The organism is Klebsiella planticola ATCC 33531 (genome assembly GCF_000735435.1).
GTDB lineage: Bacteria > Pseudomonadota > Gammaproteobacteria > Enterobacterales > Enterobacteriaceae > Klebsiella > Klebsiella planticola.
Genome location: NZ_JMPP01000041.1, coordinates 52606 through 67104 on the forward strand (window position 1 = coordinate 52606; position 14499 = coordinate 67104).

General features: G+C 57.1%; 16 protein-coding genes. 8 read left to right on the top strand and 8 right to left on the bottom strand.

Features of this window, described 5'->3' with window-relative positions; genetic code table 11:
- The first annotated feature begins 9 nt into the window (after positions 1-9).
- From GRPL_RS08940 to GRPL_RS08930, 3 genes are all read left to right on the top strand, one after another.
- Complete coding sequence (locus GRPL_RS08940; RefSeq protein WP_032699806.1) at positions 10-534, top strand: GNAT family N-acetyltransferase; 525 nt, start codon at positions 10-12, stop codon at positions 532-534.
- Positions 535-639: 105 nt separating this feature from the next.
- On the top strand, positions 640-2091 hold the full coding sequence (locus GRPL_RS08935) for a tagaturonate reductase (RefSeq protein ID WP_032699808.1): 1452 nt from the start codon (positions 640-642) through the stop codon (positions 2089-2091).
- A 298-nt stretch (positions 2092-2389) separates the two neighbouring features.
- Positions 2390-2830 (top strand): GNAT family N-acetyltransferase, encoded by a 441-nt coding sequence (locus GRPL_RS08930; protein ID WP_032699809.1) that lies wholly within the window; start codon positions 2390-2392, stop codon positions 2828-2830.
- 294 nt (positions 2831-3124) lie between these two features.
- On the opposite strand, the gene tam is transcribed toward GRPL_RS08930, so the two are convergent.
- The 3 genes from tam to GRPL_RS08915 form a co-directional block, all read right to left on the bottom strand.
- A complete protein-coding gene (tam, locus tag GRPL_RS08925; protein ID WP_032699811.1) occupies positions 3125-3889 on the bottom strand; it encodes a trans-aconitate 2-methyltransferase in 765 nt (254 codons plus the stop codon).
- Positions 3890-4082: 193 nt separating this feature from the next.
- Positions 4083-4373, bottom strand: a complete 291-nt coding sequence (locus GRPL_RS08920; RefSeq protein WP_004862141.1) for a hypothetical protein — start codon at positions 4371-4373, stop codon at positions 4083-4085.
- 228 nt (positions 4374-4601) lie between these two features.
- Positions 4602-5792 (bottom strand): MFS transporter, encoded by a 1191-nt coding sequence (locus tag GRPL_RS08915; protein WP_032696161.1) that lies wholly within the window; start codon positions 5790-5792, stop codon positions 4602-4604.
- A 201-nt stretch (positions 5793-5993) separates the two neighbouring features.
- Between GRPL_RS08915 and GRPL_RS08910 the strand changes: the two genes are divergently transcribed.
- The 4 genes from GRPL_RS08910 (at position 5994) to GRPL_RS08895 (ending at position 9111) form a co-directional block, all read left to right on the top strand.
- Positions 5994-6440, top strand: a complete 447-nt coding sequence (locus GRPL_RS08910; RefSeq protein ID WP_032699813.1) for a VOC family protein — start codon at positions 5994-5996, stop codon at positions 6438-6440.
- Positions 6437-6982, top strand: a complete 546-nt coding sequence (locus tag GRPL_RS08905; protein WP_032699815.1) for a GNAT family N-acetyltransferase — start codon at positions 6437-6439, stop codon at positions 6980-6982. The genes GRPL_RS08910 and GRPL_RS08905 overlap by 4 nt, the downstream gene beginning before the upstream one ends.
- A 126-nt stretch (positions 6983-7108) precedes the next feature.
- Positions 7109-7729, top strand: a complete 621-nt coding sequence (locus GRPL_RS08900; RefSeq protein ID WP_032687653.1) for a LysE family translocator — start codon at positions 7109-7111, stop codon at positions 7727-7729.
- A 206-nt stretch (positions 7730-7935) separates the two neighbouring features.
- A complete protein-coding gene (locus GRPL_RS08895) occupies positions 7936-9111 on the top strand; it encodes a YbfB/YjiJ family MFS transporter (RefSeq protein WP_032699817.1) in 1176 nt (391 codons plus the stop codon).
- Here GRPL_RS08895 and GRPL_RS08890 read toward each other — a convergent pair.
- Positions 9108-9950, bottom strand: coding sequence for a LysR family transcriptional regulator (locus tag GRPL_RS08890; RefSeq protein ID WP_032699818.1), 843 nt, complete (start codon positions 9948-9950; stop codon positions 9108-9110). The genes GRPL_RS08895 and GRPL_RS08890 overlap by 4 nt on opposite strands.
- Positions 9951-10040: 90 nt before the next feature.
- Between GRPL_RS08890 and GRPL_RS08885 the strand changes: the two genes are divergently transcribed.
- Positions 10041-11108, top strand: coding sequence for an NAD(P)H-dependent flavin oxidoreductase (locus tag GRPL_RS08885; protein WP_032699819.1), 1068 nt, complete (start codon positions 10041-10043; stop codon positions 11106-11108).
- A gap of 51 nt (positions 11109-11159) precedes the next feature.
- Here the strand turns inward: GRPL_RS08885 and GRPL_RS08880 are convergent, their stop codons facing one another.
- The 4 genes from GRPL_RS08880 to GRPL_RS08865 are packed head-to-tail and all read right to left on the bottom strand — an operon-like array spanning position 11160 to position 14462.
- Positions 11160-11819: a methionine ABC transporter permease gene (locus tag GRPL_RS08880; RefSeq protein ID WP_162180096.1), complete on the bottom strand. Its 660-nt coding sequence runs from the start codon at positions 11817-11819 to the stop codon at positions 11160-11162.
- Entirely contained in the window at positions 11816-12607 is a 792-nt protein-coding gene (locus tag GRPL_RS08875; protein WP_073554066.1) for a methionine ABC transporter ATP-binding protein, read from the bottom strand. Before GRPL_RS08875 ends, GRPL_RS08880 begins: the two co-directional genes overlap by 4 nt.
- Positions 12604-13410 carry a MetQ/NlpA family ABC transporter substrate-binding protein gene (locus tag GRPL_RS08870; RefSeq protein WP_032687661.1) on the bottom strand — a complete coding sequence of 269 codons (807 nt, stop codon included), beginning with the start codon at positions 13408-13410 and terminating at the stop codon, positions 12604-12606. Before GRPL_RS08870 ends, GRPL_RS08875 begins: the two co-directional genes overlap by 4 nt.
- A gap of 23 nt (positions 13411-13433) precedes the next feature.
- The gene (locus tag GRPL_RS08865) at positions 13434-14462 is read right to left on the bottom strand and encodes an isopenicillin N synthase family dioxygenase (RefSeq protein ID WP_032687662.1); all 1029 of its coding nucleotides are present in this window, start codon (positions 14460-14462) and stop codon (positions 13434-13436) included.
- Positions 14463-14499 lie beyond the last annotated feature (37 nt).

Sequence of the window (14499 nt, forward strand, 5' to 3'; positions counted from 1 at the left end):
GAGTGACCAATGACCACATCCTTTTCTCTTCGTACGCTTTCGCGTGCTGATATTCTCGAAAACCTTTCCCCACTGAGCGATATTTTGGCCGATTGCGTTAACAGCGGCGCCTCCGTCAGCTTTATGCTGCCTTTTTCGTTGCAAACGGCGCGAACGTTCTGGCTGCGCATCGCCGAAAGCGTGGCGGCCGGGGAGCGCCTCGTGCTGGTGGCCGAACAGGCCGGGCAGATTGTCGGCACGGTACAATTAGTCATCGATCAACCGGAAAACCAGCCTCATCGCGCCGACGTGGCAAAACTTTTGGTTCACCAAAATGCGCGACGGCAGGGGCTGGCTAATGCGCTGATGAACTACCTGGAGCAGCTTGCCCGCGAGCAGGGCAAGTCGGTACTGGTGCTTGATACGGCCACCGGCAGTGGCGCGGAACGCTTCTATGTCCAGTGCGGCTGGGAAAAAGCCGGGGAAATTCCGCGTTATGCCTTAATGCCGGACGGAGCGATGACGGCGACCTCACTGTTCTATAAGATCCTGTAATAACAGAGTCAGGTTTGATCAAAACACGGTTTTACTCTTAGAAAAGCTGTTAAGTTATTACACCAATTACTCAGGTTGTATGACCACTCTACGAGGGAACCTATTGTGAAAACATTAAACCGTCGTGATTTTCCCGGCGCGCAGTACCCTGAACGCATTATCCAGTTCGGTGAAGGTAATTTTCTTCGGGCATTTGTCGACTGGCAACTTGATCTGCTGAATGAGCATACCGACCTGAACGCCGGCGTGGTGATCGTTCGTCCCATAGAAAGCGCGTTTCCCCCGTCGTTGAGCACGCAGGATGGACTGTACACCACCATTATCCGCGGTTTGAACGAACGGGGTGAAGCGGTCAGCGATGCGCGTCTGATCCGTTCGGTAAACCGGGAAATCAGCGTTTACGCGGATTACGACGCCTTCCTTCAGCTGGCTCATAACCCGGATATGCGGTTTGTGTTTTCCAATACGACCGAAGCCGGCATCAGCTATCACCCAGGCGATCGATTTGAAGATGCGCCGGCAGTGAGCTACCCGGCAAAACTGACCCGTCTGCTATACGAACGTTACAGCCATTTCGCCGGCGCGGCGGATAAAGGCTGGATCATCATTCCTTGCGAACTGATCGATTATAATGGCGAGGCGCTGCGCGAGCTGGTGCTGCGCTATGCTCATGAATGGGCGCTGCCGGCGGCATTTATTACCTGGCTGCAGGAGGCAAATGCGTTCTGCTCGACGCTGGTGGACCGTATCGTCACCGGCTACCCGCGTGATGAAGCGGGGGCTATCGAAGGGCAGCTGGGTTACAAAGACGGTTTCCTCGCCACCGCCGAACACTTCTATCTGTTTGTTATCCAGGGACCCAAATCGCTGGCCGCTGAACTGCGACTGGATAAATTGCCACTTAATGTCCTGATTGTTGATGATATTAAGCCGTACAAAGAGCGGAAAGTGGCGATTCTTAACGGCGCACATACCGCGTTGGTGCCGGTTGCCTATCAGGCAGGGCTGGATACCGTTGGCGAAGCGATGAACGACCCGGAGATTTGTGCGTTCGTTGAGAAAGCGATTTATGCAGAGATTATTCCGGTGCTCGATCTGCCGCGCGCGGAACTGGAGTCTTTTGCCAGCGCGGTGACAGGGCGTTTTCGCAATCCGTATATCAAACATCAACTGCTCTCCATTGCGCTGAACGGCATGACCAAATTCCGCACCCGCATTCTGCCGCAGCTGCTGGCAGGGCAGGAGAAATCAGGTAAACTACCGACGCGTCTGACGTTTGCGCTGGCGGCGCTGATTGCGTTCTATCGCGCGGAGCGCGATGGCGAAACTTATCCGGTGCAGGATGACGCCGAATGGATAACCCGTTTCCAGACGCTGTGGGCGCAGCATCGCGATGCGCAGATCGGCACCCGCGAACTGGTGAAAGCGGTGCTATCGGTGACCTCCCATTGGGAGCAGGACCTGACCCAGGTTAATGGTCTGGTTGAGCAGGTGACGCGGGATCTTGACGCGATTCTGCTACGCGGAATGCGTGAAGCGGTGAAGCCGTTGTGCTGATCTAAACATCGTTGATAAAAGCTGACCCGGCCACGGCCGGGTTATTGATTCACTCATTTTAGTTACAACATACAATAACCGTGAATCAAAAAGCAGACCGTGCAGTTCTGTCACTCCTTCAGGGGCCAATCGCTAAACAGCGAAAAGGGGCTTACAGATAAAGACGAATAAGGGCAAATTGTGCCCCTGCCGCTTGAAGAAATTTTAGGCCAGGAAAATAATGGGTTATCGTAACGGCAAAAGTGTACATCGATCGCCCGCGTAACCGGTGCAGTTCGGGCATCAGGAGAGATAATCAATGGTTGTTGATATTCGTGAGATCTGTGGGCAAGACAAATCACAATGGCTGCAGCTTTGGCAAGGCTATACCTCTTTTTATGGCAGCCCGCAGCCGGACGATGTCACGGAATATACCTGGCAGCGGTTACTGGACCACAGCTCGCCGGTTCTGGGGCGTGTGGCGGTGGTTGACGATCGCGTGGTGGGATTCGCAATATGCGTTCTCCATGAAGGGACCTGGGTGAAAACCCCGATTTGCTATCTGGAAGACTTGTTCGTCGATCCGCAGGTCCGCGGCCGCGGCATTGCCCGGCAATTGATGCAGGCTCTACGAGCCGAAGCCAAAGAGCAAGGATGGTCGCGCCTTTACTGGCATACGCAGACCGACAATCCGGCCCGTCGACTGTATGACGAATTCACTCCCGCTGATGATTACGTGCGTTATCGCATCACCTGTTAACACGGGTTAAAAGAAAAGCCGTTGTTCAGCGTCGCCTGGCGGCTGAAAATAACTCAGGAGAATCAAAAATGGAAAAACGTATCGAGACCGCCATTAACCTGATTATGTTTCTTTCGCTGCTGGCCACCGCGTGGGATCTCTCTCTGGTGCACCATCTTTCCTGGTAACGCAGCTGCGGCGCCGGATGAGTTGCCGGTCAATGAGTAAAAACGCGTAATGCCAGAAGCCGGTCATGACAACAACCAAAACGACGCTGACGCCCGGTGACCGCTATATCACCGGGCGTCTCTGTCATCAGATATGAGCTGTGCGCTGCGCGACGATAAACAGGCGCGGGAACAGGAGCAGAACCTTTCCGTTACACTGTAACGGATAGTGTTGCTGCAACAGCGTCAGATAACGATTGAGAAAAGCCTCCCGCTGCCCGGCGTCGAGCGGTTGCAGGTAGGGGCGAAGCCCCGTGGATTGCAGCCAGTCGATAATCGCCTGGTGCGACTCCAGCGGGTGGTAATAGGTCGTTCGCCAGATATCCACCTCACAGCCGCAGGCGGTAAGAATATCGTAATACGCCTGTGCCCCCGGCAGCGGATGACGTCCGCTCTCCGGGAACCCCATTTCTTGCGCCACCTGACGCATCAGCGTATGAGAAGGTTCCTGCCAGTTGTCCGGCATTTGTACCGCCAGCAAGCCGTTATCCGCCAGCCGATTGACCAACTGCGGAAACAGGGTTTCATGATCCGTCAACCACTGGAGCGACGCGTTCGCATAGAGAAGATCCGCGGGCCGTTCGGGTTGATACTGGCGAATATCGGCGGCAACGAACCGGCAGTCTGGCAACGCCCGGGCGGCGTCATCGAGCATTGCCGGCGAACTGTCGACGCCGATAAGCGTCGCTTCCGGCCAGGCATGATGAAGCAACGCGGTGCTGTTACCGGGACCGCAGCCCAGATCGACGGCAAATGTGACGGGATGCTGTGCGATACGAGCGATCAATTCAGCGGCGGGGCGCGTACGTTCAGCGCCAAACTTCAGATACAGAGAGGGATTCCAGTCGGCCATGGGTGACTCCGGATGAGATAGACGCGTTCACCAGCATAAAGGGCAATGCCGTCGGATCAAACGTCTTTCGAACGGGATGAGGGAATGGCGACTATTTTTGTGACAATGTCACGCACGTGCGGTAGATAGGATAGAGGTCAGAGTGTACTCGTGGATGATGCCGGGGAGCCCGGCATGTGCAAGGTGCAGGCGGTTAATCGCTCTCCTTGAGCGCTTCGGCGCGTTTTGCCGTGGCATAGACGAAATCCAGCATCGGCTCCAGATCGGTGTCATATCCGGCCTGGATAATTTTACCGCGTAGCCATTCGATTTCGCTGGTGATATCCGGGTGGAAGATATTGTTGTCCTGAGCTTTGCGCAGCCATTTCAGCAGGAAATTGTTCTTCCCTCTGATTCCACCCGATTTTTTTGATTTTCCATGAATTTTCAGCGCGACTAAGATGCAGTAATAGAAATGAACGCGCTGATTAAAGCTTTGATGCATTTGCGTATTTCCCGCCAGGCTCAAGAACTCACCGTCGTGGTCAGTGATTCGGATTGGGTTACGTCACGGGCCGGATCTTTTATTACGCGATCTCTGTTATGCCACCCGCCACGTCAGTGCGTCTGTAACCAGACGTGACAAGGATGTTGGCACGGATGCGGAATCACAGTCAATTATTGATTAGTTTTTTACCGGTCCCGGTAACCTGCGGCTACCGGAGACCGTCGCTCATACGTGGCGCAACCCCACGCGTTGTTGCAGGTAGACACGAAAAATCAGCAGGAAGGCCAGCACGACGACCACCGCGGCCAACAGATAAATCGTATCCAGAGCATAATACCCGGCGACCCATCCAGCGACGGGACCGGTCAAACCCAGCGCTAAATCGAGAAAGGCCGAATAGGTTCCCAGCGCCGTTCCCTGGTTTTGTTCTTCAACCTGTCTGACCGCTTCCACGCCCAGCGCCGGGAATACCAAAGAGAAACCAGAGCCGGTCAGCAGTGCGCCGAGGCCGGCTATCCATGCGGAAGGCGCGAGCCAGATAATCACCAGACCGAGACATTCGACCACGAAGCAGACCAGAGAGACGCGAACGCCGCCATAGCGGGTAATCATATTACCCGCCACCAGGCGAACACAGATAAACCCGGCGCTGAACAGCGAAAGGGTAAATGCCGCGCCTTGCCAGCGATGTGCGGAAAAATAGAGCGTGATAAAGGTCGCGATAACCCCGAACCCCACGGTCCCCAGGGCCAGACCCAGACCATAAGGCCAGATTTTGCGTACCACCACGTGGAACGGCGCCCGGATACCGGCGGTGACGCTGACATCCTGGCGCGTACGGGCAAAGAGCAGGCCAATCAGAGCCACCAGAACGACCACCGTGGCAAAACCGCTGATACCAAACTCGCTATTCAGCATCACACCGAGCGGCGCGCCTACCGCCATCGCCACATAGGTGGCCACGCCATTCCACGAGATCACTCGCGAAGTATGTATTGCCCCCACGGTTTTAATTCCCCACAGCGTTGCCCCCGTCGCGGTAAAGCTTTCACCGACGCCGAGAAAAATACGGCCAATCAGCAAAGCGCTAATCGCCAGCAGCGGCACCGATTGCAGCGCCACGGCACCGAGCGTGAACAGCCCGCTCAACAGACAGCAGACGATCCCAAGACTGACGACTTTTTTCGGTCCCCAAATATCCGTATAGCGCCCGGCGTGCGGACGGCTGAACAGCGTAGAGATATATTGCAGGCTGATAACAACACCGGCAATCAGCGTACTGTATCCCAGCTGGTAATGGATATATCCCGGCAAGACGGCGAGCGGCAGGCCGATGGAGAGATAGCAGATACAGGTAAAAACAACGATCGAGATAATGCGCAGATTAAGCTGAGTATTACTGACTGAAGAGGTCATAACATCATGGTATTTCAAACGAAGGTGTGAGCAGCATAGCGCAGACCCGGTCATCCGGACGAGCACAGGATGCGTTTTTCCGCTGTTTTAGCCAAACCCACCAAAATTAGCGTCGGGACAAGACGAATCTGTGCAAGTCTGCGTATTCAATGTATAAATTTTCTACCGGCTCTGTTTCTGTGTTCATCGTCAGGAGGGAAGATGGCAAAAGATTTCACCGATATCGCCGTGCTGTTTGTCGCAGGATTTGGCCCCATCACGCAAAACACCGCGCTGAGCCATGCCTTTTATGGCGAGACGTTAGGTTTACCTTTGCAACGGATGGCGGGTAACGATGACTATCTGCTGACCGGGCAGGATGCGCTGGCGGGAGTGAAACATTTTGCCCTCTGGCCGCTGGCCCAGGCGGCGACCTCCTGCTTTGGCAGCGAAGAGTGGCCGGCAGATCTGCCCGTTCCCCAGGCGTGGATTGAATTTGAAGTGCGCGACATTCAGGTCGCCACCGATGTGCTGATTGCCAAAGGATACCGGCTGCTGATTGCCAACCGCGAAGAACCCTGGGGTCAGACCGTCAGCCGACTGCTCAGCCCGGAAGGACTGCTGACGGGCGTCACCATTACACCATGGCTCCGCGAGGAGGCTCCGTGAAAGCGCCACTCTTAACCACCGACAGGCTGCGGCTGGTCCCACTGGTCAAAGACGATGCGCCGCAGATTCAGGCGGTGTTTCCGCAATGGGAAATCGTGCGTCATCTGGCGGCCAGTTTTCCGTGGCCGTTCCCGGATGACGGGGCGTCTCGCTATGTGAACACGATTGCTTTACCGGCTGCCGAAAAGGGTAGCGCCTGGTTCTGGACGATTCGCCGCCAGGCCGTCCCGGAGCAGCTTATCGGCCTGATTACGCTCTCCGACCAGGCGGATAACAATCGCGGGTTCTGGCTGGATCCGGCCTGGCAGCGCCAGGGGCTCATGACCGAGGCCTGCCGCTGCGTGACCGATTTCTGGTTTAACACGCTCCATCGGGAGGTGCTGCGGGCGCCAAAAGCCCGCGACAACGATGGGTCGCGGAAAATCTCGATGAACAGCGGCATGCGCCTGATTCGCGTAGAGAAACAGCAGTTTACCGCGGGCATGCTGGATGCGGAATTGTGGGAAATCACCCGGGATGAGTGGAACCGCCTGGTGCGCTGAAAAACGGTACGCCCCGTGACCACAATGGCTACAGGCTATGGCGAAATGCCATCACGCTAAGGCCGCCGTTATTTGATTGCCTGGGCGGGTCGTTTTCCATAGAATCAGCTCTTTCGGAGAGAGAACATGTCCGTTACCGATGCACTTCTGGCTTACTCCTTAGCCGCGTTACTTCTGACTTTAACCCCCGGCCTTGATACCGCGCTCATCCTTCGCACCTCAACCGTGGAAGGGGGTAAAAAAGCCTTTCAGGCGGCCCTGGGTATCGATACCGGTTGCTTTATCTGGGGCGCGATCGTCGCTTTTGGCTTAGGCGCGTTGCTTGCCGCATCGGAAGTGGCCTATAACATCCTGAAATGGTGCGGGGCAGCCTATTTATGCTGGCTCGGCTTTCAGCTTCTGCTTCGTCCACGTCAGGCCTTTGATACGCACCAGCCTGCCGCGCCGTCTACCAGCAACTGGTTTTTAAAAGGAATGCTCGGCAACGTATTGAATCCGAAAATGGGGGTGTTTTATGTCTCCTTTTTGCCGCAGTTTATCCCGGCAGGGCACTCGCCGATCATCTGGACCTTCCTGCTGGTCGCCATCCATGTGTTAATCGGTACGCTGTGGTCATTAACCCTGATCCTGGCAACCCGTTACGCCTCCGGATTGCTCAAAAAGCCGCGCTTTATCCAATGGATGGATCGCGCCACCGGCGGGGTATTTATGCTCTTTGCCGCCAGACTGGCACTCAGTCACCGCTAACCGTTACGGGGGCTGCAAGCCCCCGAATTTATCCGTCGCATTAACCCCACACTTCGCTGTTCAGCGAAGCATCTTCATCGGGCTACTCTACACTGGCTGCAGACGTCGGCCCGCGCTCCACATATCCTGCTGGCCGGCATATTCATTACCACGACAACAAGAGAAACATCATTCTCTTTTTGAGATGTTAAGCGGCGAGGTAGCGTGTGAACACGACGAAACAGCGGCAGGAACGTCAGGCTTTGTGGCTGGCGCTGGCCGGTTCAGTGGTACTGATTATCGGCATGGGATACGGGCGTTTTGCCTATACCGGGATTCTCCCGGTCATGCTGCATGAGCAGATTCTATCGCTGCAGCAGGGAAATCTGGCCGCCTCGGTTAACTACGCGGGTTATCTGATCGGGGCGCTACTGCTGGCGAAAGCCCGACCGGCTGACAGCACCCGTCTGACTCTCGCCTCGGTGGCAGGCACGTTGGCGTGTCTGGCGCTACTGGCGTGGGTGAGCTCACCCTGGGGGATAATACTTATCCGGGGGCTGGCGGGGGTGCTGAGTGCGGTGACGATGATCGCCGCCTCGCTATGGCTTCTTCAGTATATGAGACACCATCACGGTGCGCCGGTACTCTTTTCCGGCGTTGGAATGGGGATATTTTTATCCGCCGAATGTATCTCTCTGGCGAAACGTGGGGCGCTCTCCAGCCCACAAATCTGGCTTATCTGCGCCGCTAGCGCGACGATCCTCTTTTTACTGGTCGTGCGCCTGCTGCTGACGCCGGCCCATGAGGTGCAGAGCTGGCCGCCGCAGTCGCAGGCTTTAATCGAGACGGATGGACCAACCGCCGATGCCTGGCGATTACTGGCGATATATGGTTTTTCTGGCTTTGGTTACATCATTACCGCAACCTACCTGCCGCTGTTTTTATCCGCTTCGCTGGTGCAGATCGATCCGGTGCAAATCTGGGCGCTGTTTGGTCTTGCGGCGGTACCTTCATGCTTTATCTGGCACAAACTGGTGGTGAAGCTGGGCTTCCGGGGGGCGCTGACCGTCAATCTGCTGATCCAGGCGGCGGGCGTTGTACTGCCGGCCCTCAGCCAGGCGCTGCTCTCTTGCCTGCTCAGCGCGCTGCTGGTCGGTTTTACCTTTATGGGCACCGTTACCATTGCGCTCCCGGAAGCCAGAAGGCTGAATCAACGGGTAAAATTCAACATGATCGCGGCGATGACGGCCACTTATGGCATCGGACAGATTATCGGGCCATTTGTCGCCGGGACGCTGCATAACCTGACGGGATCGTTTAATCCCTCACTGATTGTGGCGGCAGCGTCTCTGTGTCTGGCGGCAGGGCTGGTTGCGGTCAGGCCTGCACGCGCGCGCCATTAAAAGGGGGCGGCTGACGTCAGCAGCTGCCGCATTTCACTGAGCGCAGGGGACATATATCCCCGGCGCCAGATGAGCTGGGTCTGTACCTGCTTAAACGGCTGAATCTGGCAGTTGTCTGGCAGAGTCAGGATATCGATTACGCTTTGCGGCAGGATACCGCTATAACCACCGGACGCAATGCAGGCGATCATGGCGTGGTACGAACCCACATCCTGAATTTCGACGCGCGCGTCGCTGGCGAAAAACGCTTCCCCGAGCGCCCGATAGCTGCAGCCCCTGGGGAACGCTGCAAGCCTGCTATCTGCCGGACCCGTTGTGCTCACCAGCATCAGCTGCTCAACAAAAACGGGAATCGCATCGATATCCGGCGGGCAGACAAGCTCACCTTCGGCGGTTACCGGCAGACTCACCAGCGCGCAGTCGAGGGCGGCACGCTGTACCCGATCGGTCAACTGCTGCGTAGGCTGGGTATGCAACGTCAGTTCGACCTGCGGACAGATCGCGCGAAACTGTGGAAGAAGGTGAATAAGCCGGCTCGCGGCTGTCGCTTCCATCGCCCCCAGGCGCAGGCGCCCGGCGGGCTTTGTCGGGTGCAATGCCTGTTTCGCCTCTTCGGCAAGGCTCAGTATTCTTAGCGCGTAATCGAGGAACTGCTTTCCGGCAGTAGAGAGCACCATTTTTTTATTGCCGCGTTTGAACAGCTCGACATCAAGCTCTTCTTCCAGTTGCTGGATGCGCGTGGTGATGTTGGATTGCGCGCGGCCCAGCTTTTTGGCTGCCCGGGTAATGCTTTGCTCTTCCGCGACAATTTTAAAGATCAGTAACGTGGCGTGGTTCATATTTTTCTTCTAAATATGGGAATGATATTGATCTTATCATCTCAAAAAGAGATGTTAAGTATTCAATATCACACATTCAAAAGGGTGACCATGCGCAACCGCTTTACGCAGAGACTGGATATTGCTTATCCCATCATACAAGCGCCGATGGCCGGGGTTTCAACGCCAGAGCTGGCCGCGGCGGTAAGTAACAGCGGCGGGCTCGGCTCGCTGGGGCTGGGGGCATCGACCGTGTCCCAGGCCGAAGCGCTGATTGCACGTACTCGTCATCTGACCACGCAACCCGTCAATGTCAATCTGTTTTGCCATGCGCCGGCGCGCCGGGACCCGCACACGGAAGCAAGGTGGACCGCGCTGTTGCGCCCGCTATTTGCTCGTTTCGGCGGGGAACCGCCCGAGACGCTGACTGAAATCTATCAAAGTTTCCTTGTGAATCAGCCCATGGCCGAGTTGCTACTTGACCTGGTGCCTGAGGTGGTCAGTTTCCACTTTGGCGTGGCGGATAAGACATTCATTCGCCGCCTGAAGGAAAAAGGTGTGGTGATAATGGCCAGCGCCACCAGCGTAGACGAGGCGCAGCGGGCAGTCGCCGAGGGAGTCGATATGGTGATTGCGCAGGGATATGAGGCCGGAGGCCATCGCGGGATCTTCGATCCCCACGGCGACGATCGGCAAATGAGTACCTTGACGCTGGTTCAGGCGCTTAAGCGAACGGTGTCAATACCGGTTATTGCCGCGGGGGGGATCATGGACGGCGCCGGGATCCGCAGCATGATGCATCTGGGCGCAGAAGGGGTTCAACTGGGGACCGCGTTCCTGCTCTGCCCGGAATCGGCTACCGACGTCGGATATCGTCAGGCGCTGAGCGGTGAACCGGCGCCAAAAACCGTGATGACGACGGCGATTTCCGGCCGCCCGGCGCGCAGCATCGATAATGCATTTTGTGAAACCGGCCGGCGCAATCCTGGGGTTATGCCCCCGGATTACCCGCTAGCCTACGATGCGGGGAAAGCGCTGGCGGCAGTGGCGAAAGCGCAGGGCGAATGGGGGTTTGGCGCACATTGGGCAGGACAGGGGGTCGGGATGATCCGGGCGTTGCCGGCAGCGGACCTGATGCAAGCGCTGATCCGCGAAGGCGGATTTTCCCCTCAGCCGTAGCGGCGGTGATGGCGACCTGCCGCTACGGCTGAGGTCAGACTTTGCGGACGTTTAACGACGGTGGGCCAGTCGGCGGACCAGGCGGTCGCCCGCCATCTGCACGCCCTGCACCAGGGCCACCAGAATCAGCACCGTGCCGACCATCACTTCATTATTAAATCGCTGATAGCCATAGCGAATCGCCAAATCGCCCAGCCCGCCGCCGCCAATGACGCCGGCCATGGACGAGAAGCCAATCAACATCACGATAGTCAGCGTGACGCCAGCCAGCAGGGTTGGCAACGCTTCCGGCAGTAACGATTTAAAAATCACATGCCAGATCGTGCCGCCCATCGACAAAATGGCTTCGATACGTCCGTAATCCACTTCATCAAGCGCGTTTTCCGTCAGCCGGGCGAAAAAAGGGAAGGCGCCAATCGTGACCGGCACCACCGCCGCCGTGCTCCCGAGCGTAGTCCCGATGATCAGCCGGGTAAACGGGATCAGGGCAATCAGCAGTACGATAAACGGCAGCGAGCGACCAAAGTTAATCACCGCCCCCAGCAGCGCGTTGAGTTTCGGCATCGGCAGCAATCCGTTTTTGCGCGAAATAAACAGCACCACGCCGACAGGAAGGCCGAGCAGAACGGTAAATAACGCCGCCAGCCCCACCATATACACCGTGTCCAGCGTACCGTCCAACAGCAGCGGCCAGAGGTCATCCCAGCTCATGCGACTGTGCATAATGGCCTCCGATGATAACCATGACGAGCAAGAAAATCGCGTTCCGACTGCGGATCGTGCAGCAATGACTGGCGCAGCTTCGACCACGGCGCCACCAGCAGTTCGGCGATACTGCCGCTTTCGACGATCTCGCCATTTTCCAGCAGCGCGGCGTGGTCGCACAGGGTTTTGACCACCTCCAGTTCATGGGTGATCAGCACAATCGTCAGATTCAGACGCTGATTAATATCTGCCAGCAGCGCCAGCACCGAGGCGGTGGTCTCGGGATCCAGGGCGCTGGTCGCCTCGTCGCACAGCAGGACGTCCGGCCTTGACGCCAGCGCTCTTGCAATACCCACGCGCTGCTTTTGCCCGCCCGAAAGCTGGGAAGGGAACGCGTGGGCTTTATCGCTAAGCCCGACCAGCTCAAGCAACTCCGCCACGCGCGCCTGACGCGCCGTTTTGCTCACGCCGGCAATTTCCAGCGGCACCGCGATATTGTCGGCGACGTTGCGCGCGTGCAGTAGGTTAAAATGTTGAAAGATCATCCCGGTACGCAGGCGATAGGCGCGCAGCGCGGCTTTATCCATCTGCGTAATATCCTGTCCGTTCACAATAATGCGGCCCGACGTGGGCCGCTCCAGCAGATTCAGACAGCGGATCAGCGTACTTTTCCCTGCGCCGCTGCGTCCGAGGATGCCGTAAATGGCGCCCTTCGGGACCTGCAGCGACACATTGTTCAGCGCCGGTCGGCCTGTTCCGGCGTAGGTTTTACTCAGCCCGATCGCTTCAATCATGATTTCGGCGCAACCGGGATAACCGAGCCGTTATAGCGTTGTCGGATAAATTCAGCCACCTGCGGTGAAGTCAGGTCTTTCGCCAGCTGTTTGATGCGCGGGTCGCTTGCCAGGGAAGGATTGGTGACCAGAATGTTGGCGTAAGGGTTATGGCTGGCGCTCTCGAGGCCAAGCGCGTCTTTTGCCGGCGTCAGCCCGGCTTCCAGCGCATAGTTACCGTTGATCACGGCCAGATCAACATCGTCGAGGGAGCGCGGGATCTGCGGCGATTCAATTTCGAGAATCTTCAGATGCTTCGGGTTTTCCACAATATCTTTTGGCGTCGCCAGCGTCGTGGCCGGGTCGGTGAAGGTGGAGGCCAGTTTGATCAGCCCCTGGCTTTGCAACAGGAACAGGGCCCGGCTCAGGTTGGTGGTGTTATTGGGCACGGCGACGGTGGCATTTTCCGGCAGTGAAGCAAAGTCTTTGTGCTTGCGCGAATAGATACCCAGCGGCTCAATATGGACCGTGGCGGCGACGGCGAAGGTCTTGCCCAGCGCCTTTTCCTGATCCTTCAAATAGGGAACGTGCTGGAAATAGTTTGCGTCCACGTCGCCGTTGGCCAGCAACTCATTGGCGTTCACGCCGCTGGTCAGTTCGACCACCTTCAGATCCAGGCTCGGGTCGATTTTCTTGATGTAGTTAAGGATCTCCGCATGCGGAACCGGGTCCGCCGCTACGCGTAATGCGGCGGCCTGTGCTGATGTCCAGGCTAAGGAGAGAGACAGAGCAACCCCTGCCAGTTTAAAAGCGGCAATTTTCATGGTGTTTTCCTTTATTTTTATCTTTAAACGATCGGTTGCTCGGTACGTTCGCGAAACAGATCCTGGTAGTAGCGTTCAGCCACATCCGGGTGTGAGCGCAGGCGGCCCTTCAGGTAATTCCAGCCCACTTCGCGCAGCAGCGGGTTTTGTGGATCGCTGTCGGGCCCGAGCGCTTCCTGCGCCAGTTCCGGTGGAAGGGTGTAGACCGGGACGGTGGCATCCAGCTGCGCACCAAGGAAAAAGGCGATAGAGAGACGTTCCTGGTGTGCCGGCGGAGAGACTACCCGATGCACGGTGGCGCGCAGATAGCCATTGGTGGCCAGCTCCAGCAGTTCGCCAATATTGACCACAAAACTGCCGGCCAGCGGGGTCGCATCGATCCAGTGCCCGGGGGCTACTTCTACCTGCAGGCCCTTTTGCTCATCCTGAAGCAGGAAGCTGAGGAACCCGGAGTCCTTGTGCGCGCCGACGCCCTGGTGGCTTTGCGTCTCATGCTGACCGGGATAGCGGATCAGTTTGATATGCTCGTTGGGTTTATTGCCATATAAGGTTTCAAAGGCGTCATCAGGTAGCGCCAGCGCTTCAGCAAAGGCGCGCAGCAGGGTTGTGCCGACCTGGGTCATGGCGCGCTGCCAGCTGAGCAGCGTGGGTTTCAGCGTCGGTAGGGCATCCGGCCATAGGTTGGGCCCCTGTAGGCGCTGCCAGCGCGGCGCATTGTCATCCAGACGCAGCGCTGGACGCTCGGCGCCAATATCAAATTGTTCTCGCCAGTCTGGCTCTCCGCGGGTCAGCTCCGATGCGGCGCGGTTATAGCCGCGAAAGTGTGGGGAATGAATCATCGCGACCGGCTGCTTTTGCTCATCAGGCAGGGCAAAAAAGCGGCGGGATTGATGCTGGACAGCTTTTTGCAAGCCATCGTCGACGCCATGATTGATCAGATAAAAGAAGCCGATCTCGCGGGCCGCATGGCGAAGGTCGGCCAGAAAAGCCGTTTTTTCAGTAGGATCGGCGTAGCGGGCAAGATCGAGAATCGGCAAAGTCGTTGCGTTCATTGTGTTCTCCGAAGACAGCGTTCAGGGAGTTGCGTTT